A 21452-nucleotide genomic window follows, 5' to 3' on the forward strand; every position below is an offset into this window, starting at 1 on the left:
GGACCGGATGATTTCTGCTGACGACCTGATTGCGCTGGTCCGCAACTACAACCCCAAGACAAATGCTGACCGCATCGCCCGAGCCTATGCGTTCGGGCAGCAAATGCACGAGGGCCAGTTTCGCCATTCCGGCGAGCCCTATTTTTCGCACCCCGTTGCCGTTGCCGCCATCCTGACCGAACAGCGTTTGGATGATGCGACCATAATTACGGCGCTGCTGCACGACACAATCGAGGACACCAAGGCCAATTACAGCAAGGTGTCCGAGTTGTTCGGCGATGAGGTCGCCAAACTGGTCGATGGCGTCACCAAGCTGACCAATCTGCAGCTCTCCAGCCGCGAAACCAAGCAGGCCGAGAACTTCCGAAAGCTGTTCATGGCCATGTCCAAGGACTTGCGGGTCATTTTGGTCAAACTGGCTGACCGTCTGCACAACATGCGTACGATCAAGGCGATGCGCCCCGAAAAGCAGATCGTCAAAGCGCGCGAGACGATGGATATCTACGCGCCGCTTGCGGGCCGGATGGGGATGCAGTGGATGCGTGAGGAGTTGGAAGACCTCGCCTTTCGTGTTCTGAACCCCGAAGGTCGCCAATCGATAATCCGTCGCTTTATCACTCTGCAGCGCGAAACGGGCGACGTGATCCACCGGATCACCGGTGACATGCGCCACGAATTGGAAAAAGCGGGTATCGATGCCGAAGTGTTTGGCCGCGCCAAGAAACCCTATTCGATCTGGCGCAAGATGCAGGAAAAGGATCAGGGCTTCTCGCGCCTGTCCGATATCTACGGTTTCCGTATCATTACCCAGACCGAGGAAGACTGCTATCGCACCCTTGGCGCGATCCACCAGCGCTGGCGCGCGGTGCCGGGGCGGTTCAAGGATTACATCAGTCAGCCAAAATCCAACGGGTATCGCTCGATCCACACAACGGTTTCTGGCCGTGACGGTAAACGGGTCGAGGTCCAAATCCGCACCCGCCAGATGCATGACGTGGCGGAAACCGGGGTTGCGGCGCATTGGTCCTATCGCGATGGCGTGCGCTCAGAAAACCCTTTTGCGGTAGATCCGGCGAAGTGGATCGCCAATCTGACCGAACAGTTCGACAGCGAAGAGGATCACGAGGATTTCCTCGAAGCCGTCAAGCTCGAGATGTATTCAGACCAGGTGTTCTGCTTTACACCCAAAGGCGATGTGGTGAAGCTGCCACGTGGTGCGACACCGATTGATTTTGCCTATGCCATCCACACCCGGATCGGTCACGCCTGCGTGGGCGCCAAGGTCGATGGCATCCGCGTACCGCTCTGGACCCGGATCAAGAATGGGCAATCTGTGGACATCATCACCGCAGATGGCCAGACCCCTCAAGTCACGTGGCTTGAGATCGCGGTCACAGGCAAGGCTCGCACATCCATTCGCCGCGCCTTGCGCGAGGTCGACCGCGAACGGTTCATCAAGCTGGGCAAGGAACTGGCGCGTTCGGGTTTTGACCACGTGGGTCGCAAGGCCACGGACAAGGCGCTGGACACCGCCGCCAAACACCTGCGCCTGAAAGACCGGCACGAGCTGCTGGCCCGTCTCGGCAGTGCCGAGCTAACGGCACATGATGTGGTCAGCGCGGTCTATCCGGAACTGACGCAGGACGAGGGCGACGCAATCTCGCCGCGCCGCGCGGTAATTGGTCTGGAGCCGGGGCAAAAATTCGAACGTGCGCCGTGCTGTCAGCCTCTGCCGGGTGAACGCATCGTCGGTATCACCTATCGCGGCAGGGGCGTGGTCGTGCATGCCATCGATTGCGACCGCCTGTCCGAATTCGAAGGCGAACCTGACCGTTGGGTCGACCTGCACTGGCATTCGGGTACGCACCCGGCCGTCTATGGTGTGGCGCTGGATCTGACCATCGGCAACGACGCAGGGGTCTTGGGACGCATTTGCACATTGATCGGCGAGAAAAAGGCCAATATCTCGAACCTGGAATTCGTTGATCGCAAACCGGATTTTTATCGCCTGCTGATCAGTGTCGAACTGCGCGACCTTGAGCAACTGCACTCGCTGATGCTGATGCTTGAGGCTGAAAGCGATGTCGCCTCGGTCGAACGGCATCGTGATCGGGAAAAAACCGCGGTTGCGGCTGGTTGAGAAGGGGTGATCAGGAGTGGTTTTCAAGCGCCGAGACCGACGCTCGCCCATTCAGATCGCCTCGGAATTCGTCTATCCGCGCGGCGGGTGGACCCGGGCCTTTCACTACGTCAAACACCGCATAAGGCGCCTGCCGGATTCGCCTGAACGCATCGCGCGCGGTGTCGGTGCGGGCGTGTTCACCGCGTTCACGCCGTTTTATGGGTTCCACTTCGTTATCGCGGCTCTGATCAGTCGCCTGATCAACGGCAACCTTCTGGCTTCGCTCAGTGGTACATTCTTCGGCAACCCTCTGACCTATGTGCCCATCGGGGTCGTTTGTCTGCAGACCGGAAACTACCTGCTGGGCGACGATTTTGACGAAGGCGAAACCCACGGCCTGATGGATAGCTTTTTCAAGGCGCTGAGCGACCTTAAGAACAACTTCATGGCGATGTTCACGGACCGTGTTGCCGACTGGCGCGGTCTTGCCGTGTTTTATGACGAAGTGTTCTTTCCCTATCTGATCGGGGGTATCTTGCCAGGGCTTCTGGCAGGGTTCATCTGTTATTACCTCAGCCTGCCGGTGGTTCGGACCTACCAGCAGCGCCGCCGCGCCCGGATCAAGGCGAAATTCGATGAAATCAAACGGCTGGCCGAAACTGAGCTGGCTGCGCCGATTGCAACTCCTGTAGGCTCGGACCGGAGCACGGAAAAGGATACAAGCGATGACTGAAAACAACCTGCGCCTGGGTGTGAATATCGACCACGTGGCCACAGTGCGCAACGCCCGAGGCGGTGCTTATCCCGACCCGCTGCGCGCCGCCAAACTGGCCGAAGAAGCTGGAGCGGACGGAATTACCGCCCATCTGCGTGAGGACCGCCGTCATATCTCGGACGCTGATATTGATGGGCTGATGGAGGTTCTGTCGGTACCGCTGAACTTTGAAATGGCCGCTACGCCCGAGATGCAACAGATCGCCCTGCGTCATAAACCGCACGCCGTCTGCATTGTTCCCGAAAAGCGCGAGGAACGCACGACTGAAGGCGGGCTTGAGGTCGCACGCGAGGAAAACAAGTTGGCACACTATATCGCACCTCTGCGCAAGGCGGGGTGTCGTGTGTCCATTTTCATCGCCGCTGACCAGCGCCAGATTGAAGCCGCCAACCGTATCGGCGCTGAGGTGATCGAATTGCACACCGGTGCCTATTGCGATGCCCATGCCGAGGGTCGGATGGACGAGGCCGCCCGCGAGCTTGAAAGCCTGCGGGAAATGTCTGCCTTTGCCCACTCGCTGGGGCTTGAGGTCCACGCGGGCCACGGCCTGACTTATGACACGGTAAAGCCCGTTGCAGCCTTCCCCGAAGTGCGTGAGCTGAATATCGGTCACTTTCTAATCGGCGAGGCGATATTTCGCGGCCTCACTCCGGCAATAGCCGAGATGCGCCGCTTGATGGATGAGGCGCGGGCATAATGGCTCGAGAGATTCCGGCTCCCACGACAGAAACCACTGTAAGGCTTGACCACGTTACTTACGTGGGCCTCGTCTTTGCTGTTTTGGTGGCCTTTTCCATCGTCAGGCGCGTGTTGGAATTTGATTTGCCGTTCCCGCTCATGCCAATGAGCTTCGCACTCGTGGCGGCCGCGTTCTTATATGGGGTGTGGTCCGGTCGGAGTGGTAAGCACTGCGACCCGTCCTTCAAAAGCTGGGTCATTGCCAGAAAAATGGTTCTGACCGGCCTGTGCATCGTTCTGGGGCTTTTCCTGTTTCAGGTTTTAGCGTTGGGTCTTTGGACGCTGATGGCGGACGGAACAGGGCTGATACGATATGCCGTCCAGATCGTTGTTGTCGGTTTTGTCTCATTCGTTCTGTGCCGATTTGCCTTCATGCTCGGCGTCAAAAAGGGTTTTGCGAAGTATCTGAAGAAGAAACAAAGCACATGATTCTGGGTATCGGCACCGACCTTGCGAATATTGACCGCATTCAAGGCACACTCGACCGGTTTGGCGACCGATTTCGCAATCGCGTTTTCACCGACACCGAACAGGGCAAGGCCGAGCGTCGCGCCGACACGGCAGGGACCTATGCCAAACGCTGGGCCGCGAAAGAGGCTTGTTCCAAGGCGCTGGGCACCGGCCTGCGCATGGGCATCGCGTGGAAGGATATGGCTGTCACAAACCTGCGTACAGGCCAGCCGGTCATGCACGTCACCGGCTGGGCCGCCGAACGTCTGAAAGAGATGACACCCGAAGGGCATGAAGCGATCATCCACGTTACCTTGACTGATGATCATCCCTGGGCGCAGGCCTTCGTGGTGATCGAAGCGCGGCCGCTTCAAGATCAGGGCGCGCAGCCTTGACTTGCCCCCTTTGGCCCCGCATGTAGCACCCAACAACGCAAGAACCGGAGAGCAGTATGGCCGAGGACGTCAAAACCGGAAATCCCGTATGGGAGACGATTAAAACCATCGTCTACGCCCTGCTAATTGCAGGCGTTTTCCGCACTCTGTTCTTTCAGCCGTTCTGGATCCCCTCGGGGTCAATGAAACAGACCCTGCTGATCGGGGATTTCCTGTTCGTCAATAAGATGGCCTATGGGTATTCCTACGCGTCCTGCCCCAGTCTGATCATCCCCCGAATCGGCCTGAATATCGACGCCGAGGATATCTGTGGTTGGATGCAAGGCGACGAGAATTCCCGCTTTCTGGGCGGAGAGCCCGAGCGTGGTGATGTCATCGTTTTTCGCCACCCTGCTACCGGGCGCGACTATATCAAACGCCTGATTGGCTTGCCGGGTGACCGTATCCAGATCCGCGACGGCCAGATCATCCTGAACGGCACGCCGGTTCCGCAAAAACCCGATGGTGTTTTCACCGAAACCGCAGCGCCGCAAGGTCCGCAACGCCTGCGCCCGCGCTGTGAAAACGGACCGGTGGGCGTTGGCGGCGCTTGCGAAAAATCCAGGTCGATTGAAACCCTCCCTAACGGCGTCACTTATGATGTGCTGAACATCGGTAATCAGGCGTCCGACAATACCGGCATCTACACCGTGCCCGAAAGTCACTATTTCTTCATGGGGGACAATCGCGACAATTCCAGCGACAGTCGCCTGCCGCTTTCCGCTGGCGGAGTGGGTTATGTGCCCTATGAAAACTTGATCGGTCGGGCCGACCGGATCATGTTCTCGTCCGCAGGCCGGTCGATGCTGTTCTTCTGGACATGGCGCGGCGACCGGTTCTTCAAGGCGGTCAATTGAAGCTTTCAGCCGAAATAAAAGCGTTTCAGCAGCGTTTGGGGTATGAATTCGCCAATACCGAATTGCTTGTGCGCGCATTGACGCATGGATCCGTCTCCTCGGCCACCCGGCCCGACAACCAGCGGCTGGAGTTCCTGGGTGACCGGGTTCTGGGCCTGGTCATGGCCACCGCGCTGCTTGAGGCAGACAAGAAAGCGTCTGAAGGCCAGCTCGCCCCCCGTTTCAACGCTCTGGTCCGTAAAGAAGCCTGCGCCGACGTCGCCCGTCAAATTGATCTGGGCGCCGTATTGAAACTCGGTCGGTCCGAGATGCTGTCTGGCGGCCGTCGCAAACAGGCCCTGTTGGGTGACGCGATGGAGGCCGTCATCGCTGCCATCTACCGTGACGCTGGGTTTGAGGCCGCGCGGGATGTGATCCTTGCGCTCTGGGGCGATCGCATTCACATGGTCGAGGCGGACGCCCGCGATGCCAAGACCTCGCTTCAGGAATGGGCGCAGGCGCGGGGGCAGAAACCGCCAAGCTATGTCGAGATAAAACGCAGCGGGCCGGACCACGCACCCGTATTTACCATCGCCGCCCGCTTGCAGGACGGGACCGAGGCACAGGCAACCGCGGGATCAAAACGTCAGGCCGAACAGGCCGCGGCCAAGACCTTGCTTGAAAGCCTGTCGAAGTAACCGCCCCTGTTTGCCACGGGGTCTTTCTTCATCTGGCTACACATGCCTCGGGGGTGAGGTCGGGCGAAAACAGAGCTAGCGGGCCGGCCCCCTGCCGGTCGAATTGGCGCAGCCAATTCGAGACTCAGACCACCCGAATGAACCCGGTTAGCCCGGTTTTCTGATGCTCGATCACATGACAATGGAACGCCCAGTCCCCGGGATTATCTGCAACCAGAGCGATGTCCACGATTTCATCCTTCAGCAGCAACATTGTGTCTGTCGTCAGTGGCGGCAAGCTGCGCAGGTTTGACTTGATGGGCATAAACACCAGCCCGTGCAAATGGATCGGGTGTAGGTTCGGCGACTCGTTACGCAGACGCAGGACATAGCTTTTACCCATCTCAAGCGTCGCCAGCGGGCCAACCCCCTGCGCCGCGTCACCGGGCCATGGTTTCCGGTTGATCGACCAGAAGTTATAGCCTAGCGAGCCACAGAACCCGTTGGTTGGTTCACCACCCTCGGGCGTCCAGCCGAAGACGAATTCGTGCAGCTCAGCCTTGTTCAGATCGGGTTTGGCCACCGGGTTTACCGGCAAGGGGCGCAACTCGTTCAGATCGCGTGCCGCGGACGTGCCAATCGCGCGCAAACGGGTCATCGCCTGATGCTGTTGGCCTGGGAGTTTTACTATCAGGTCAACGGTCTGTCCCTCACCCGTTGGCATCTGAACCGCAAAGTCCACTCTTTGCCCGGGCCCAACCAGCAGAGGGGCTTCTGCGTTGGGCATCTGCACCGCAACTTCGACCGGGTGGCCGTCCCAGGCGAGGATCCGGGCCTCGGCGCCGTCCAGACGCATCTTGTAGATACGGGTCGTGTCCGTGTTGACCACCCGCAGCCGCACCAGACTGCCTGCCGCGTGATCATAGACCGGGCCGCTCAGCCAATTCACCGTTTGGACGTTGCCGAATGTACCGGCCCGCGCTGCTCCACGCGCTGTGTAGACCGGCAGGAAAGAGCCGTCATCATCCAGACGGAAATCGCGAAGGTTGACTACCTGCTCGCTGTCAAACCCAGGGTAATCGGCCTCGGCAATCACCATCACGCCGGTAAGACCATGGGCCATTTGCTCCATCGTCATGCAATGGGGGTGGTACCAATAGGTGCCCGCGTCCGGAGGCGTGAATTCATAGTTGAACACTTCACCCGGCCCGATCGGCATCTGGGTCAGATAGGGCACCCCGTCCATGCTGTTGGGAATGCGTAACCCGTGCCAGTGCATCGCCGTGTAATCGGGCAGGGAATTACGCACCGGCAAGCGCATCGCCTCACCCTGTTTGCCATAGAGAACCGGAGGTGGCGCGTCCGGCGACAGGCTGATCATGCCGGTGGTCACGTGATAACGCAGAACAAAGCTGGCGGGTTGCACAACCAGCTCCTGCGCGTCGGCTGCCAGTCCGAAGCCACCCAAGCCCAACGCACCGGTAGCGGCTCCGCTGCCGAAAAGAAACTCACGACGTTTCATTGTCGCCTCATAGAAGAAGGAATGCCTGGCTGGATCTGGCACGGCGTGATGTGGTCCTGTCACCATAACTGCATGACCGCAATGCGACAAATCCCTCTGGTCCAAAGGACCTTTCTGCTATAGGGGTGCGCACTTGCAAACAGGATCGCATAACACATGACCACACGCGCCGGATTTATCGCTCTGATCGGAGAGCCCAACGCAGGCAAATCCACCCTTCTGAACCGCATGGTCGGGGCCAAGGTCTCGATCGTGACGCACAAGGTGCAGACCACCCGCGCCCGCATTCGCGGCGTGGCGATGGAGGGCGATGCGCAGCTGGTCTTCGTGGACACCCCCGGCCTGTTCAAACCGCGCCGCCGACTGGACCGCGCCATGGTTGCCGCCGCCTGGGGTGGCGCCGCGGATGCCGATATCGTTGTGTTGATGGTCGAAGCGCATCGTGGCATCACCGAAGGGGTGGAACGCATCCTCGAAGGTCTGGACGAGATCGGACAGGGCCGCACCATCGCTTTGGCGATCAACAAGATCGACAAGATACCCTCCGAGAAGCTGCTCGCGCTGACCAGCGACCTGAACGGGCGCTATCCCTTTTCTGAAACCTTCATGATTTCCGCTGAAAAGGGTCATGGCGTTGACGATCTGCGCAAATGGCTCGCTTCGGAACTGCCCGAAGGTCCCTGGCTCTACCCCGAAGACCAGATCGCCGATCTCCCCCTGCGCATGATCGCGGCCGAGATGACGCGCGAGAAACTGACCCTGCGCCTGCATCAGGAACTGCCCTACCAACTGACCGTCGAGACCGAGAGCTGGGAAGAGCGCAAGGATGGCTCGGCCAAGATCGATCAGGTCATCTATGTCATGCGCGACGGCCACAAGGGCATCGTTCTGGGCAAACGCGGTGAGACGATCAAGGCCGTCAGCCAAGCGGCGCGGGCCGAGCTGGAAGAGTTCCTCGACCGCAAGATCCATCTGTTCCTGCAGGTCAAGGTCCGGCCCAACTGGCTGGAGGAATCCGAGCGCTATTCGGAAATGGGTCTGGATTTCAAAGACGGCAACGCATGAGCCGCCTGACGGCCGAATTCTGGGTCCATGCCTATCTGGCTCGGCTCCGCTTTCAGGAGATACCGGCCTTTGTCGTTACCCATGGCGACGACACGGCGGGTGCAGTAATGGTCAAGCTGAACACGCTGGACGGTCAGGCGGTAGCCTTCCAGCGCAGCTTTGACCTGATGAGCGGCGAGCGCAAATGGGTCGAACTGTCCTCCGGCCCCGAGGCCGATGTGGACACCGCCATCCAACGCCAGCGCAGCTTTGACCCCGACCTCTGGGTGATCGAGGTCGAGGACAGTCAAGGGCGGCATTTGCTTGGCGAAGAAGGGTTGGATTGACACTTCAAGAGGAGTCAAAACCCATTCAGTTTACTGGGCGCAAATGCGATCAACTCGCGTCAGCAAAATAGACAAAGCTCATCTTGTTGCCATCCAGATCGCGGGCATATGCGCCAAAAAAATCCGGGCCATACTGCGGGCGCGGGCCGGGATCGCCTTCGTTGACGCCGCCGTTGGCCAGCGCCGCCGCATGGACATCGCGCACCTCTTCTTCGCTCTGGCATAACAAACCGACCATGTTGCCGTTTCCGGGTGTTGCCGTTTTTTGATCGTGTGGCACAGAAACCCATACGCGCCCGCCGCCGCGTAGTTCATAGCAGACGGCGTATGGCATGTATTCAGCAATGACTTTGCCGCCAATTCCGGCCATGACCGCGTCGTAGAAGGTGCGGGCATTAGCGACATCGTTTGAACCGAGCATAACATAGTTCAGTGACATTTTTAGAATCCTGACATCTGGAACATAAGGAGAACATTAATGTGTGTCTTAGTCGCATGCAATGTGTTTCTGCCGTGTTGCATGAACGACCTTCAACCGCAAATGTGGTTGGCGTTCGGCAGATTGCCGTTAGTGTTTATGCACCTGAGCCAGTTTGTACCTTGCACGCGCAACTGCCTTAAGATTTTCTGCACACTGATCCACGGACTTAACGGAGCCAATTTTGGACTGGCGCGATCATGGCATACTTCTGACCTCCCGCCGCCACGGTGAAACGGCGGCGATTATCGAGGTCTTCACCGAAGGTCATGGGCGCCATGCCGGTGTTGTGCGCGGCGGAACCAGCCGCAAGATTGCGCCAATCCTGCAGCCCGGCGCGCAGCTGGATGTGTCGTGGCGCGCGCGGCTTGAAGAGCATATCGGGACGTTTCAGGTGGAACCCTTGCGGTCTCGGGCAGCAGCGGCGTTTTCGGGGCGGTTGGCGCTGGCCGGGCTAAATGCAGTGGTGTCGTTGTTGTCGTTCTGCTTGCCGGAACGGGAACCGCACCCGGCAATTTACAAGCAGACCGAGCAACTGATGGATCTGCTAGGTCAGGACGATATTTGGCCGCTGGCCTACCTGCGCTGGGAACTGGCGCTGCTTGAGGAGTTGGGCTTTGGTCTGGACCTGTCTGCCTGTGCGGTGACAGGGGCGACCGAGGATTTGGTCTATGTCTCACCCAAGACCGGCCGGGCCGTCAGCGTTCAAGGTGCGGGGGAGTGGGCGGAAAAGCTGTTGCCGCTACCGCCCTGCTTGCGTGGCGAAGGGGCCGCGCCGGACGCCGAAATTGCCGATGCCCTAAAGACAACCGGGTATTTTCTGGAACACAGGGTCGCGCCGTCGCTGGGCCACCATCCGCTGCCCGAAGCGCGGGCGCGGTTTGTGGATCAGTTCACTCGACGGCTGTGAACACCATCTCGTGCCCGTCCTCGTTGCTCAGGATCAGCACATCACCTGATACCTCGGATTGAGTCATGGCCATGAGGGCGGCGAAGTAGAATCCCTCGTCCTCAAGTCCGGAACAGGCGGCGCGGGTGGCGGCCAAATCCGCGATCTCGAACCAGGGATAGGGCGCGTTCAGTGTGCCGCTGTAGCTATTGCAGGGCGCGTTGCCTTCGATCCTGCCTTTCTCGGGAAAGCGCAGCAGGGCGCTGGCTTCGAATGGTTGACCGTCGATCTCTTGCAGCGCCCATGTCCGCTGCGCTGCGCCGTAGGCGGCAACCGTCTCATCCTTGTCGCATTGAAACAGGGCGAGCAGGGGCAGGGTCAGGATCAGGCGTGTCATAGGTCGGTCTTAGCGCAGCAGGGCGGTCGACGGAACCGCTAGTAGGGGAGTTCGCCGCTGATCAACTCCTCCCGTACGTCCAGACGAGGACGCCAGTTGTACCGGGTGTCCTCTCGCACCGGTGCCCATGTCAGCGCGCCACTTGCACGCCAAGGATCAAGGATGATCCCTTCATACATCGACTCCCCCTTGGCGCTAATCAGACCCGAGTGGTGGATGATCCGAAATTCTGTCGGCGGAGATGTGGCCCAGTGCACGTCCAGTGTACGGAAATTTGCTTGCCGCAGGCGCGTGGTCATGGCTTGCGCCCAGTCATTGCACAGACCCTTTTCGCGAAAGCCGTTGATGACTTTGGCGTTGTGAATGATGGCCGGGTCGGTGACGTTCCATTCGTGCTTCAACTGTTGCGAGTAGGTATAGGCGATTGTGGCGGCCTGTTGCGCCTCGGTCGGGTCGACTTTCGGGTCGAGGGATCGAATGGCCTGTGCAAGATCGTCGATATCGTTTTGTGTGGCGGTCGGCTGTGTCTTGGCGCAGCCGCCCAGAGCGAGGGCTGCAAGGACCGCCCAAAGTGCGAAAAGTCGTCTGGTCATTCCGGATGCCGTTCTTTTGAAGCGCAAGGTGCTGTAACCGGGTTGCCGTCAGAGATCAAAGGGGAAGTTCACGGGTCGGCGGATCACAACCGGCGCCTAACTGAAAAAGACCCGGCACAAAGGCCGGGCCAGTCGGGGAAACAGGAATGCCGAGAAAGGTCAGCCCAGCAAACGCCGCGCGATGACCTGTGCCTGAATTTCGGCAGCCCCTTCGAAAATGTTCAGAATGCGCGCATCGCACAGGACTCGGCTGATCTTGTATTCCAGCGCAAAACCGTTGCCGCCATGGATCTGCAGACCGTTATCCGCAGCCGCCCATGCCACCCGTGCGCCAAGCAATTTGGCCATTCCGGCCTCAAGGTCGCAACGCTGGCCATGATCCTTTTCCCAGGCCGAGAAATAGGTCAGCTGGCGCGCAATCATGATCTCAACCGCCATCATAGCCAGCTTGCCGGACACGCGAGGGAAGTTAATCAGCGATTTGCCAAACTGCTTACGATCCTGCGCGTACTGCATGGCGATATCCAGTGCGCTTTGCGCCACGCCGATAGCACGGGCTGCGGTCTGAATGCGGGCGCTCTCGAAGGTTTCCATAAGCTGTTTGAAGCCTTTGCCTTCTTCACCACCCAACAGGTTCTCGCCCTTGACCTTGAAACCGTCAAAGCCAAGCTCGTATTCCTTCATGCCGCGATAGCCCAGAACCTCGATCTCACCGCCGGTCATGCCCGGGGTGGGGAAGGGGTTCTCATCCGTGCCCGGTGTTTTTTCAGCGAGGAACATGGACAGGCCGCGGTGGTCGGTGCTGTCGGGGTTGGTGCGCGCGAGCAGGGTCATCACATGGGTGCGTGCCGCATGGGTAATCCATGTCTTGTTGCCAGTAATCTCATAATCCCCGTCCGCGTTCTTGACCGCGCGTGTGCGCAGGCTGCCAAGGTCTGAACCGGTGTTGGGTTCGGTGAACACGGCGGTCGGCAGAATTTCCGCGCTGGCCAGTTTCGGCAGCCAGTTGGCTTTCTGCTCGTCAGTACCGCCCGCGATGATCAGCTCAGCCGCAATCTCGGACCGGGTGCCCAGCGAGCCGACGCCGATATAACCGCGTGACAGCTCTTCTGAGACCACACACATCGAGGCTTTGGACAGGCCAAAGCCGCCGAATTCCTCAGGGATGGTCAGGCCGAATACACCCATCTCGGCCAGTTCCTCGATGATTTCGATCGGGATCAGTTCGTCCTTGAGGTGCCAGTCATGCGCGTTGGGCTCGACCTTTTCCTGCGCGTAACGGCGGAACTGGTCGCGGATCATTTCCAGTTCTTCATCCAGACCCGAGGCTCCGAACATGGTCGCGCCGGCCTGATCTTCCATCAGCGCGACCAGACGCGTACGGGCGGCCTGGGAGTTCGCCTGTGTCATCAGCGTCTGCACTTCGGTGCATTGGAAGCCGGACAGCGCGTCCCAGCCAAGGCCCATATCCTGCAGGCGCACAACCTCGCCCTGGTTCATCGGGATGCCGCCTGCGACCTGATGCAGGTATTCACCAAAGGCGATCTGGTGCAGCAGTTGCTCCATCTCACCCAACTTGCCGTCCGCCTGCAGCGCATCGGCCCAACGTTGCATCTGTTGCAGAGACTGGTTGTATGTCTCCAGCCAGGCCAGGCCATGCGCGGCGGTCTGGTTTGCCTCGATCAGCGCGCCAGAAACACGGCCATCTTGTGTGACCATCTCACGAACCGTTTCGCGGGCGCGCTCGAACACGGTTTCGACCGCGGGTAGGGCGGCACGGGTCAGCGTCAGAAGCTCGGGCAAAATCGCGGATGTTGGTATCTGGGTCATATCCTGTCCGTCATGGGCCATGAATCAGGTCCTTCTCTGGTGTCGTCCGGTCATATCATGCTGCACGTGCAGCGCAACAAAAATACGTGAAGTGCGGCTAAAAAGTTCGAAAATTGCTTTGACGATTTTGCAGTGCAGCACACGCCAAGAGTGATATCACGGGCGTATGACCCTGTTTTCGTTACTCACTCCGCAAGATCTGATGCTGGCTCTGGTCGTCGCCTTTGTGGCGGGGTGGGTCAAGGGCATAGTCGGTTTTGCGATGCCGATGGTTCTGGTGTCCGGACTTAGCATGTTCCTGCCGCCCGATCTGGCGATTGCCGGACTGATCCTGCCGACGCTGGTGACCAACAGCGTTCAGGCCCTGCGCGAGGGCGTGCCTGCCGCTGTCTCGGCAATCAAACAATTCCGGATATTTCTGATGGTCGGGCTTGTGTTCCTGCTGCTCGGCGCACAGTTGGTCAGCGCCGTGCCCGCCCGAACCTTTTTGCTTATGATCGGCATTCCGGTCACGTTCTTCGCGTTGATTCAGGTGCTGGGGGTAAAACTGTCCCTGGGTAAGCCGTCTGCACGGATTGAGGTTGGGATCGGCGCGGTTGCAGGGTTTGTCGGCGGGATGTCGGGCATCTGGGGGCCGCCGACTGTTGCCTATCTGACTGCGCTGAACACACCCAAAGCAATGCAGATGCGCGTGCAGGGCGTGATATACGGTTTAGGGGCGGTGGCGCTGATGCTGGCGCATCTGGGCTCAGGCATCCTGCGGGCCGAGACGGTGCCGTTTTCGGCAGTGCTGATCCTCCCGGCGTTAACTGGGATGTGGATCGGGTTGGGGTTGCAGTCACGCATCGATCAGGCGGTGTTTCGCAAGGTGACGCTGCTGGTTCTGCTGGTTGCAGGCATGAACCTTCTGCGGCGCGGACTGATCGGCTAGTTGTGGCGGTCGGCAAACCGAAAGGTGAAGTATAGACCCAGCATCAGGAAAAACAGGCCCGAGATATCGCCTATCAGAAAGGCGACGTATTCCACGCGCGCGCTGCCAAAGGCCAGGTTGGTCAAGCCTGAGACAAGGAAGGACGTTACGATCCCGACCCCCATGACGCAGGACCAGCAGGGATTGCGGTCTGGTCGGGGAAACAGATCCCACCCGACCCATTTGAACAGATAAAACACCGCTGGCACCGTTGTGACGGCAATGACGATTGCCATCAACCGGCTTGGTAGAAACACGTCACTGCCGCCGAGAAAGGCAAAGACCAGAAAGACGCCGGGCAGAAGGGCAAAGATCGCCCGCCATCCCAATAGCCACGCCGACAGAACCCGCACCCCGTGTGGAAGGAAAAGCAAACTGGCCCGACTTGGGTATTCCGGAAAGAACACATTCTGAAGCGGCATCAGAACCTGGAATGTAAGGTACGAAGCCACGATATATGCCAGCGAGGCACAGAATGTGTCCATCGCCCACCTGCGCACGTCGATCATCAGCTACCTGTGCGCAGGTTCAAGGCATCACTTGGGGGCATGAACGATATACCGGCCCCGGTTGGCGCTGCCGCTTTGCGACAGGTAACCTTTCTGCACCAAGGATTTCAACGCACGAAAGAACGTCGGGCGCGAGACGCTTTGAACAAGAGTGTGCTCGATCAGTCCGAAGGTACGCACCTCTTCGTCGGATTTGGAAAGCTCTTCGGCGGCGTAGTAAATATCGCGCTCAACCGGAGACAGTTGCTCCAGCCCCAGTGTCCGCTCCATGCTTTGCATCAGCTTGCGCAATTCGGTCAGTTTCGAGATTTCAGTCATATTCTACCCATCGTTTTAAGCGCCATTAGCCGCAGTTCCGCGACACCGTTTGACAAGCTGAGTTGAGTGATTTCAGCGCGTCTCACCTTGACACTTTTCCCCTTTGTAATACAGTACGTATTTGATTAGGTTGCTCAAATTGCTGATGTGATCGTCTGCTCGAGCCACCCCAAGGTTTTTTCAAGTTAGGTCCGGTGCAGAATTGCGCCGGGCTTTTTCGTCATAATGACGTCATCAATTACCCCATGAAACGTTCTCGGGCAACGCATTTGCAACCGTGTTGTGCATAATGCAACCTGGGGGAGATTTCTTCGTGACAGGGTATCAAAAGTAAAGGGGGCGAAACCGCCCCCCTTTTCTTGTTAGCCGATTGCGACGGCTTTGATATCTTCGTCGATGAAGGGCAGATACTGTTCGAAGTTCTCGGCGAACATCTGCACCAGCTTCTCCGCCTGTTTGTCGAACGCGGCCTGATCGTCCCAGGTGCGGCGCGGGTCCAGCAGAACCTCGGCCACGCCGGGCACCGATACAGGCACGTCAAAGCCGAAATTGGCGTCCTTGCGGAATTCGGCGTCGCGCAGCGACCCGTCCAGCGCTGCGGTCAGCAGGGCGCGGGTTGCCTTAATCGGCATCCGCGAGCCAACGCCATAGGCGCCACCGGTCCATCCGGTGTTCACCAGCCAGCATGTCGCGCCGTGCTGGGCGATTTTGTCGCGTAACAGGTTGCCATACGCCTCGGGCCGACGCGGCATGAACGGCGCGCCGAAACAGGTCGAAAAGGTGGGCTGTGGCTCGGTGATGCCACGCTCGGTTCCGGCGACCTTCGAAGTGAAGCCCGACAGGAAGTGGTACATCGCCTGTGCCGGTGTCAGCCGTGCGATCGGAGGCAGAACACCAAATGCATCACAGGTCAGCATGATGATGTTCTTGGGGTGACCTCCAAGAGCGCTGCTTGAGGCGTTTGAGATGTACTCCAGCGGATAGGCGCAGCGCATGTTCGCGGTCAGGGAGTCATCGTCGAAATCCAATTCCTTGGTTTCGGGATCGAAAACCATGTTCTCGATCACTGTGCCGAACTTGCTGGTGGTCGCGTAGATTTCCGGCTCAGCCTCGGCGTTCAGGTTGATCGTCTTGGCGTAGCAGCCGCCTTCGAAGTTGAAGGTACCGCGATCCGACCAGCCATGTTCGTCGTCGCCGATCAGGATGCGCGAGGGATCGGCCGACAAGGTGGTCTTACCGGTGCCCGAAAGACCAAAGAACACCGCGGTGTCGACCGGGTTGCCAACGGCGTGGTTGGCCGAGCAGTGCATCGGCATCACGCCTTTTTCCGGCAGCATGTAGTTCAGCAGGGTAAAGACCGACTTCTTGTTTTCGCCAGCATACTCGGTGCCGCCGATCAGGATCATTTTGCGGTCGAAGTTCAGCGCAATCACAGTCTCACTGCGGCAGTTGTGCTTGGCCGGGTCGGCTTTGAAGCTGGGGCAGTTGATGATGGTGAAGTCTGCGGTAAACTCGTTCAGATCTTCACGATCCGGACGGCGCAGCAGGTGGCGGATGAACAGGTTGTGCCAGGCCAGTTCGGTGACCATACGCACGTTGATAGAATAAGCCGGATCGGCGCCGCCGACGAGGTCTTGCACAAAATAGTCGCGGCCTTTCATGTGTGCCAGCATATCTTCGTACAACGCGTCGAAGCCCCCGGGGCTCATCGCGGCGTTGTTTTCCCACCAGATAGTGTCGGCAACGCTGTCGGTTTTGACGACGTGTTTGTCCTTGGGAGAGCGGCCGGTGAACTTGCCGGTGGTGACCAGAAAGGCACCGCCATTGCCAAGTGTGCCTTCGCCGCGCTTCAGCGCCTCTTCGATCAGCGCCGGTTCCATGAAGTTGTAATAGACATTTCCCAGACCCTCGATGCCCTGATCTTCGAGGCGGAATTGCGGGTTAACCCGTCCAGATGTCATGTGTGTCTTCTCCTGTGGCGGCGCTGCGGCGGTTGGGCCACGTGCGCTCTTGGGGCAGTGTGCCGGGAAAGTCCGGCGGCTGGGCGCCTCTTATCACGGTCATTTGGGGCATGAACAGGTAGGTTTGGCGTAGTTAGCGCAACCAAGCAAAGGTTTAGCGCCATCACGATTCTTATGTCTAAAGACAAGGCGCTTTTCTGCGCGGATAAACGGCTTTTTTGCCGCAACTGTGTGACAAGAAACGAGCGATTCGCAGATACGGATTGATTCGCGGCCACAAAATCGACAAAGATGCCCTACTAATAAGCGAAATATTGCGTGAGTGAGCAGGAATAGGGGTAATCCCGATGTCAAAGATTGCACTAGTGGACGACGACAGAAATATCCTGACGTCTGTGTCCATGACACTTGAAGCCGAAGGATTCGAGGTCGAAACCTATAATGATGGGCAAGCGGCCCTGGATGCATTCAATAAAAAACTGCCCGATATGGCCGTGCTGGATATAAAGATGCCAAGGATGGACGGCATGGACCTGCTGCAACGGCTGCGGCAGAAAACCCAGATGCCAGTTATTTTTCTGACCTCGAAAGATGATGAGATCGACGAGGTGTTGGGTCTGCGCATGGGCGCAGATGACTATGTGAAAAAGCCGTTCTCGCAGCGTTTGCTGGTCGAACGCATTCGCGCGCTGCTGCGTCGACAAGAGGCGAATTCGGGCGATGTCACCAATTCCAATACTGGCGACACCAAGGTGATGGAGCGGGGCGATCTGCGAATGGACCCGTTGCGCCATGCGGTCAGCTGGAAGGGTGCGGAAGTCTCTCTGACTGTGACCGAGTTCCTGCTGCTTCAGGCGCTGGCGCAGCGCCCGGGTTTCGTGAAAAGTCGCGATCAGTTGATGGACGTTGCCTATGACGATCAGGTTTATGTGGATGACCGGACCATTGACAGCCATATCAAACGGCTGCGTAAAAAGATGCGGGCAGCAGATCCCGAGTTTTCGGCCATCGAAACGCTGTATGGCATCGGATACAGGTATAACGAAGAATAAGCGTAGCCGCTGAAAAAGGGTAACCGGATCTGGTGCGCGATACGGAACAAGCCATCGAAGTACGGGACGGTGATGTCGTTCTGGGGGATGATTGGGTCATCCCGCAGGATCCGGAGTCGGCCGAGCTGCGCGCCTCGCGTCGTCGGCGCAACCTGTTTTCGTTGCGCGGCTCTCCGCTGGCACGGAAGATTATCACTTTGAACCTGATCGCGCTGGTGATCCTTGTCACCGGGTTGCTGTATCTTGACGATTCCCGTGAGGAACAGGTTCAGCAGACCGCGCGCAACCTGATTGGGGATGCGCAACTGGTCAGCAACGTGTTCGAGGCCCAGCTGCGTCAGAATCAGGCCGCGGGTTCTTCGGAAACGGCGGCGCTGAACGTGAAAGACACGCTTGCGGGCCTCAGCCTTCCTGACGGAGGTGAGGTCTTTGTCTATGATAGTGGTGGCACTCTGATTGGCTGGACCCGGGGGGCATCGACCTTATCGCAAATGCCGGTTCTTCTCAGGGCTGAATCCGAGGTTCAGACCGGCAGCACACTGATCAGCGACGCGCTGAACGCAGTCTGGACCGGTTTGTCCCGGGTTTTTGCGGGCGGGGTCGACACTGATGCACCGACCCTTGCGCAAAGGGTGCAGGAAATCATTCCACAAGCGCTGCAGGGTCAGATGCAGGTGCAGGCCGTGCAGGACGACATGGGTAAAACCGTCATCGTTGGCGCGGCACCAATCCTGCTGGAGGCAGAGCCGGTTGGAGCAGTGGCCATGGCTGGCCCCGCCGGTGAGATTGACGCGCTGGCCCGGCGAGAACAGGAGCGCATTCTTCAGATGTTTATTGTAGCGCTGCTGGTGTCTATCGGGCTTAGCCTTGTACTGGCCTCGACCATCGCCAACCCTCTGGCCGATCTTGCAGCCGCTGCTGAAATGGGCAAGGACCGGGGCGCCGGGGTCAATCCGGGCCGTATTCGAATCCCCGACCTCAGCGCACGTCCGGACGAAATCGGACGCCTCAGCCGTGCGCTGCGCGGGATGGTGACGGCGCTTTACAATCGTATTGATGCAAACGAACAGTTCGCGGCCGATGTGGCACACGAGATCAAGAATCCGCTGGCTAGTCTGCAATCGGCGGTGGGTACTCTGCGCATGGTCAAGCGCGACGATCAGCGCGACAAGCTGCTGGGCGTAATCGAACATGACGTGCGGCGGCTGGACCGTCTGGTCAGTGATATCTCGAACGCGTCCCGTCTGGATGCCGAACTTGTCAAGGAAGAGGAACAGCCTTTCGATCTGCTCAAACTGTTGGGCAATATCAGCCAGTTTCTGGGTGAGGACGCCCGCGCCAAAGGTATCGACTATATCACCGACCTGCCGTCCAAGCCGATCACAATCAACGGGCTTGAAGCGCGCCTTGCGCAGGTTTTTGTCAACCTGATCACCAACGCAATTTCCTTCTGCGAAGAAAGCGACGCAATCCGGGTGTGGGTGCGGCGGCGTGAAAATCGCGTTCTGATCGTAGTCGAGGATACTGGTCCTGGCATTCCGGAACAGGCGTTGACCAAAATTTTCAAGCGGTTCTATTCGCAGCGCCCGGCCGAGCACTTCGGCAACAACTCGGGTCTTGGGCTGGCAATCTCGAAGCAGATTGTCGAGGCGCATGGCGGCGTGATCTGGGCCGAGAACATCCGCCCGACCGAAGCGGACATCACGTCGGATCCGCAAGGCGCGCGTTTCGTCGTGGGTCTGCCTGTGTAAGCGTATGCGCAGTCAGATCCTCGAGGGTATCCAGCATCAGGACACCGCCATACTCCACGCCACATGTGTTGCCGTCGAAGGGCGGGGCGCACTGATCTTGGGGCGATCGGGGGTGGGGAAATCAACCTTGGCACTGCAAATGCTGGGATTTGGGGCGTCGTTGGTTGGCGACGACCGGATAGACCTGCGTATGGTTGGTGAGGGGGTCATGGCTGATGCCGCCCCGAATCTGCGAGGGATGATTGAGGCGCGCGGCATTGGCTTGCTTCGCGCACAGGCTGCAGGGGCGGTGCCGGTCAGCTATGTAGTGGACCTTGATCAGAGCGAACCGGCACGTCTGCCGGAACCGGTAAAAATCGTGGTGCTGAGGCAAACTGTTCCCTTGCTTCGGGCGGCAGGCGTGCCCAATTTGGCCGCGGCACTTATGCAATTATTGAAGATGGGGCGCGTGGACCCGGAATGGCCCAGCACATGACAACGCAACGGCGCATCGTCCTGGTGACCGGCCCCTCGGGCGCGGGCCGCTCGACAGCAATACGTGTTCTTGAAGATCTGGGTTTTGAGGCCATCGACAACTTGCCGATGGGTCTTTTGATGCGCCTGCTGGAAGGCCCGCAAAGCGACCGTCCGATGGCGCTGGGCATCGACGCCCGCAACCGTGATTTCTCGACCACGGGTTTTATCGAACTGGCCGTCAAGTTGCGGCGAATGGAGCAGGTTGATCTGACGACGCTGTACCTGGATTGCAGCGACGACGTGCTGCTGCGGCGATTCTCGGAAACCCGCCGCCGCCACCCGGTTGCGTCAGATGCCAGCCCGGCAACCGGTGTGCGGCAGGAAAAAGAACTGCTGGCCCCGATCCGCGAAATCGCCGATATCCTGATCGACACCAGCCCGTTGAACGTCCATCAACTGCGCGAAGAGGTCGAGCGCTGGTTCGCCCCACAGGGCGGGCGGCATCTGGCGGTGGCTATCGAGTCTTTCTCGTACAAGCGCGGCCTGCCGCGGGGTTTGGACATGGTGTTCGACTGTCGGTTTCTGGCCAATCCCTACTGGCGACCTGAGTTGCGAGCAGAAGATGGTCGAAACCCGGATGTGGCGCGCTATGTTCAGTCGGATACAAACTACGCACCGTTTTTTGACCGGGTGGTTGACCTACTTAAACTCTTGTTGCCGACCTTCCGGGCCGAAGGCAAAGCGCACCTGTCCGTGGCCTTTGGATGTACCGGAGGGCAACACAGATCGGTGGCCATGGCCGAAGCAGTTGCAAAGGCACTTGCAGAGGAGGGGCAGCAAGTGGCAATTAGGCACCGCGAAATGGAACGTCGCTCGTTGAATGTGAGGCCGGATTGATCGGGATTGTACTCGTAGCACATGGTGGGCTGGCGCAGGAATACCTGGCCGCCATGCAGCATGTGGTCGGAAAACAACCCGGCCTCGTTGCCATATCGATCGAACCCGATCATGATCGCGAAGCCAAACAGGCCGAAATTTGTGCGGCCGCCGACAGCGTTGATGCCGGAGATGGCGTTGTTGTCGTGACAGATCTGTTCGGAGGCAGCCCGTCGAATTTGAGTCTGCGAGCCTGTGCGCCGCAGGATCGCCGAATTCTTTACGGTGCAAATCTGCCTATGTTGATTAAATTGGCCAAAACCCGCCACCTACCCATCGCGGATGCCGTGCGGCAGGCGATGGAGGCTGGACGCAAATACATCAATGCGCAAAATGTGACGTTGGAAGAAGACCGGATTGATTAAGA

At 58.8% G+C, this 21452-nt stretch carries 24 protein-coding genes; 16 read left to right on the forward strand and 8 right to left on the reverse strand.

Annotated features, from left to right (window positions below; translation table 11 throughout):
- Positions 1-7 precede the first annotated feature (7 nt).
- From ACR0IM_RS18695 to rnc, 7 genes are read left to right on the forward strand one after another with little or no spacing between them, the layout of a single operon-like run.
- Entirely contained in the window at positions 8-2140 is a 2133-nt protein-coding gene (locus ACR0IM_RS18695; RefSeq protein ID WP_480594558.1) for a RelA/SpoT family protein, read from the forward strand.
- Positions 2141-2156: 16 nt separating this feature from the next.
- On the forward strand, positions 2157-2855 hold the full coding sequence (locus ACR0IM_RS18700) for a DUF2062 domain-containing protein (protein ID WP_480682822.1): 699 nt from the start codon (positions 2157-2159) through the stop codon (positions 2853-2855).
- A complete protein-coding gene (locus ACR0IM_RS18705) occupies positions 2848-3594 on the forward strand; it encodes a pyridoxine 5'-phosphate synthase (RefSeq protein ID WP_480682823.1) in 747 nt (248 codons plus the stop codon). Before ACR0IM_RS18700 ends, ACR0IM_RS18705 begins: the two co-directional genes overlap by 8 nt.
- Positions 3594-4064, forward strand: coding sequence for a hypothetical protein (locus tag ACR0IM_RS18710; protein ID WP_480642891.1), 471 nt, complete (start codon positions 3594-3596; stop codon positions 4062-4064). The genes ACR0IM_RS18705 and ACR0IM_RS18710 overlap by 1 nt, the downstream gene beginning before the upstream one ends.
- The gene (gene acpS / locus ACR0IM_RS18715) at positions 4061-4480 is read left to right on the forward strand and encodes a holo-ACP synthase (RefSeq protein ID WP_480594562.1); all 420 of its coding nucleotides are present in this window, start codon (positions 4061-4063) and stop codon (positions 4478-4480) included. The genes ACR0IM_RS18710 and acpS overlap by 4 nt, the downstream gene beginning before the upstream one ends.
- A gap of 56 nt (positions 4481-4536) precedes the next feature.
- Positions 4537-5376: a signal peptidase I gene (lepB, locus tag ACR0IM_RS18720; RefSeq protein ID WP_480594563.1), complete on the forward strand. Its 840-nt coding sequence runs from the start codon at positions 4537-4539 to the stop codon at positions 5374-5376.
- Positions 5373-6053, forward strand: coding sequence for a ribonuclease III (gene rnc, locus ACR0IM_RS18725; protein WP_480642892.1), 681 nt, complete (start codon positions 5373-5375; stop codon positions 6051-6053). Before lepB ends, rnc begins: the two co-directional genes overlap by 4 nt.
- 124 nt (positions 6054-6177) lie before the next feature.
- Here rnc and ACR0IM_RS18730 read toward each other — a convergent pair whose 3' ends face one another.
- Positions 6178-7554 carry a multicopper oxidase family protein gene (locus tag ACR0IM_RS18730; RefSeq protein ID WP_480682824.1) on the reverse strand — a complete coding sequence of 459 codons (1377 nt, stop codon included), beginning with the start codon at positions 7552-7554 and terminating at the stop codon, positions 6178-6180.
- A 156-nt stretch (positions 7555-7710) separates the two neighbouring features.
- Between ACR0IM_RS18730 and era the strand changes: the two genes are divergently transcribed.
- Both era and ACR0IM_RS18740 read left to right on the forward strand, forming a co-directional pair.
- Entirely contained in the window at positions 7711-8619 is a 909-nt protein-coding gene (era, locus tag ACR0IM_RS18735; RefSeq protein ID WP_480642894.1) for a GTPase Era, read from the forward strand.
- Positions 8616-8945, forward strand: a complete 330-nt coding sequence (locus ACR0IM_RS18740) for a DUF1491 family protein (protein WP_480594567.1) — start codon at positions 8616-8618, stop codon at positions 8943-8945. The genes era and ACR0IM_RS18740 overlap by 4 nt, the downstream gene beginning before the upstream one ends.
- 49 nt (positions 8946-8994) lie before the next feature.
- Here ACR0IM_RS18740 and ACR0IM_RS18745 read toward each other — a convergent pair whose 3' ends face one another.
- Positions 8995-9384, reverse strand: coding sequence for a VOC family protein (locus tag ACR0IM_RS18745; RefSeq protein WP_480682825.1), 390 nt, complete (start codon positions 9382-9384; stop codon positions 8995-8997).
- Between the two features lie 223 nt (positions 9385-9607).
- Between ACR0IM_RS18745 and recO the strand changes: the two genes are divergently transcribed.
- Positions 9608-10333 carry a DNA repair protein RecO gene (recO, locus tag ACR0IM_RS18750; RefSeq protein WP_480682826.1) on the forward strand — a complete coding sequence of 242 codons (726 nt, stop codon included), beginning with the start codon at positions 9608-9610 and terminating at the stop codon, positions 10331-10333.
- Here recO and ACR0IM_RS18755 read toward each other — a convergent pair.
- The 3 genes from ACR0IM_RS18755 to ACR0IM_RS18765 form a co-directional block, all read right to left on the reverse strand.
- Positions 10317-10709 (reverse strand): META domain-containing protein, encoded by a 393-nt coding sequence (locus ACR0IM_RS18755; protein WP_480594570.1) that lies wholly within the window; start codon positions 10707-10709, stop codon positions 10317-10319. The two genes, recO and ACR0IM_RS18755, sit on opposite strands and share 17 nt — an antisense overlap.
- Positions 10710-10747: 38 nt before the next feature.
- Positions 10748-11302, reverse strand: a complete 555-nt coding sequence (locus ACR0IM_RS18760; protein ID WP_480682827.1) for a hypothetical protein — start codon at positions 11300-11302, stop codon at positions 10748-10750.
- Positions 11303-11461: 159 nt separating this feature from the next.
- Positions 11462-13153, reverse strand: coding sequence for an acyl-CoA dehydrogenase family protein (locus ACR0IM_RS18765; protein WP_480682828.1), 1692 nt, complete (start codon positions 13151-13153; stop codon positions 11462-11464).
- A gap of 145 nt (positions 13154-13298) precedes the next feature.
- Here ACR0IM_RS18765 and ACR0IM_RS18770 point away from each other — a divergent pair, with 145 nt between their 5' ends.
- Entirely contained in the window at positions 13299-14063 is a 765-nt protein-coding gene (locus ACR0IM_RS18770) for a sulfite exporter TauE/SafE family protein (protein ID WP_480642900.1), read from the forward strand.
- Here ACR0IM_RS18770 and ACR0IM_RS18775 read toward each other — a convergent pair.
- From ACR0IM_RS18775 to ACR0IM_RS18785, 3 genes are all read right to left on the reverse strand, one after another.
- The gene (locus ACR0IM_RS18775) at positions 14060-14611 is read right to left on the reverse strand and encodes a hypothetical protein (RefSeq protein WP_480642901.1); all 552 of its coding nucleotides are present in this window, start codon (positions 14609-14611) and stop codon (positions 14060-14062) included. The two genes, ACR0IM_RS18770 and ACR0IM_RS18775, sit on opposite strands and share 4 nt — an antisense overlap.
- A 27-nt stretch (positions 14612-14638) precedes the next feature.
- Positions 14639-14929, reverse strand: coding sequence for a hypothetical protein (locus tag ACR0IM_RS18780; protein ID WP_170328304.1), 291 nt, complete (start codon positions 14927-14929; stop codon positions 14639-14641).
- 362 nt (positions 14930-15291) lie between these two features.
- Positions 15292-16890, reverse strand: coding sequence for a phosphoenolpyruvate carboxykinase (locus ACR0IM_RS18785; RefSeq protein ID WP_480594577.1), 1599 nt, complete (start codon positions 16888-16890; stop codon positions 15292-15294).
- 347 nt (positions 16891-17237) lie between these two features.
- Between ACR0IM_RS18785 and ACR0IM_RS18790 the strand changes: the two genes are divergently transcribed.
- From ACR0IM_RS18790 to ACR0IM_RS18810, 5 genes are read left to right on the forward strand one after another with little or no spacing between them, the layout of a single operon-like run.
- Entirely contained in the window at positions 17238-17942 is a 705-nt protein-coding gene (locus ACR0IM_RS18790; protein ID WP_480594578.1) for a response regulator transcription factor, read from the forward strand.
- Between the two features lie 32 nt (positions 17943-17974).
- On the forward strand, positions 17975-19693 hold the full coding sequence (locus tag ACR0IM_RS18795; RefSeq protein WP_480594579.1) for an ATP-binding protein: 1719 nt from the start codon (positions 17975-17977) through the stop codon (positions 19691-19693).
- 4 nt (positions 19694-19697) lie between these two features.
- Positions 19698-20168 carry an HPr kinase/phosphorylase gene (locus ACR0IM_RS18800; RefSeq protein WP_480682829.1) on the forward strand — a complete coding sequence of 157 codons (471 nt, stop codon included), beginning with the start codon at positions 19698-19700 and terminating at the stop codon, positions 20166-20168.
- The gene (rapZ, locus tag ACR0IM_RS18805; protein ID WP_480682830.1) at positions 20165-21046 is read left to right on the forward strand and encodes an RNase adapter RapZ; all 882 of its coding nucleotides are present in this window, start codon (positions 20165-20167) and stop codon (positions 21044-21046) included. The genes ACR0IM_RS18800 and rapZ overlap by 4 nt, the downstream gene beginning before the upstream one ends.
- A complete protein-coding gene (locus tag ACR0IM_RS18810) occupies positions 21043-21450 on the forward strand; it encodes a PTS sugar transporter subunit IIA (RefSeq protein ID WP_480594582.1) in 408 nt (135 codons plus the stop codon). Before rapZ ends, ACR0IM_RS18810 begins: the two co-directional genes overlap by 4 nt.
- The last annotated feature ends 2 nt before the right edge of the window (positions 21451-21452 follow it).

It is taken from the genome of Ruegeria sp. BF6 (genome assembly GCF_056538665.1).

What these genes read in the sequence shown, in the direction of transcription:
- ACR0IM_RS18695 (WP_480594558.1), top strand. Translation starts at nt 8, where the DNA reads ATGATTTCTGCTGACGACCTGATTGCGCTGGTCCGCAACTACAACCCC.
- ACR0IM_RS18705 (WP_480682823.1), top strand. Translation starts at nt 2,848, where the DNA reads ATGACTGAAAACAACCTGCGCCTGGGTGTGAATATCGACCACGTGGCC.
- ACR0IM_RS18710 (WP_480642891.1), top strand. Translation starts at nt 3,594, where the DNA reads ATGGCTCGAGAGATTCCGGCTCCCACGACAGAAACCACTGTAAGGCTT.
- acpS (WP_480594562.1), top strand. Translation starts at nt 4,061, where the DNA reads ATGATTCTGGGTATCGGCACCGACCTTGCGAATATTGACCGCATTCAA.
- lepB (WP_480594563.1), top strand. Translation starts at nt 4,537, where the DNA reads ATGGCCGAGGACGTCAAAACCGGAAATCCCGTATGGGAGACGATTAAA.
- ACR0IM_RS18730 (WP_480682824.1), bottom strand. Translation starts at nt 7,554, where the DNA reads ATGAAACGTCGTGAGTTTCTTTTCGGCAGCGGAGCCGCTACCGGTGCG.
- era (WP_480642894.1), top strand. Translation starts at nt 7,711, where the DNA reads ATGACCACACGCGCCGGATTTATCGCTCTGATCGGAGAGCCCAACGCA.
- ACR0IM_RS18740 (WP_480594567.1), top strand. Translation starts at nt 8,616, where the DNA reads ATGAGCCGCCTGACGGCCGAATTCTGGGTCCATGCCTATCTGGCTCGG.
- ACR0IM_RS18745 (WP_480682825.1), bottom strand. Translation starts at nt 9,384, where the DNA reads ATGTCACTGAACTATGTTATGCTCGGTTCAAACGATGTCGCTAATGCC.
- ACR0IM_RS18755 (WP_480594570.1), bottom strand. Translation starts at nt 10,709, where the DNA reads ATGACACGCCTGATCCTGACCCTGCCCCTGCTCGCCCTGTTTCAATGC.
- ACR0IM_RS18760 (WP_480682827.1), bottom strand. Translation starts at nt 11,302, where the DNA reads ATGACCAGACGACTTTTCGCACTTTGGGCGGTCCTTGCAGCCCTCGCT.
- ACR0IM_RS18765 (WP_480682828.1), bottom strand. Translation starts at nt 13,153, where the DNA reads ATGGCCCATGACGGACAGGATATGACCCAGATACCAACATCCGCGATT.
- ACR0IM_RS18770 (WP_480642900.1), top strand. Translation starts at nt 13,299, where the DNA reads ATGACCCTGTTTTCGTTACTCACTCCGCAAGATCTGATGCTGGCTCTG.
- ACR0IM_RS18775 (WP_480642901.1), bottom strand. Translation starts at nt 14,611, where the DNA reads ATGATCGACGTGCGCAGGTGGGCGATGGACACATTCTGTGCCTCGCTG.
- ACR0IM_RS18780 (WP_170328304.1), bottom strand. Translation starts at nt 14,929, where the DNA reads ATGACTGAAATCTCGAAACTGACCGAATTGCGCAAGCTGATGCAAAGC.
- ACR0IM_RS18785 (WP_480594577.1), bottom strand. Translation starts at nt 16,890, where the DNA reads ATGACATCTGGACGGGTTAACCCGCAATTCCGCCTCGAAGATCAGGGC.
- ACR0IM_RS18790 (WP_480594578.1), top strand. Translation starts at nt 17,238, where the DNA reads ATGTCAAAGATTGCACTAGTGGACGACGACAGAAATATCCTGACGTCT.
- ACR0IM_RS18800 (WP_480682829.1), top strand. Translation starts at nt 19,698, where the DNA reads ATGCGCAGTCAGATCCTCGAGGGTATCCAGCATCAGGACACCGCCATA.
- rapZ (WP_480682830.1), top strand. Translation starts at nt 20,165, where the DNA reads ATGACAACGCAACGGCGCATCGTCCTGGTGACCGGCCCCTCGGGCGCG.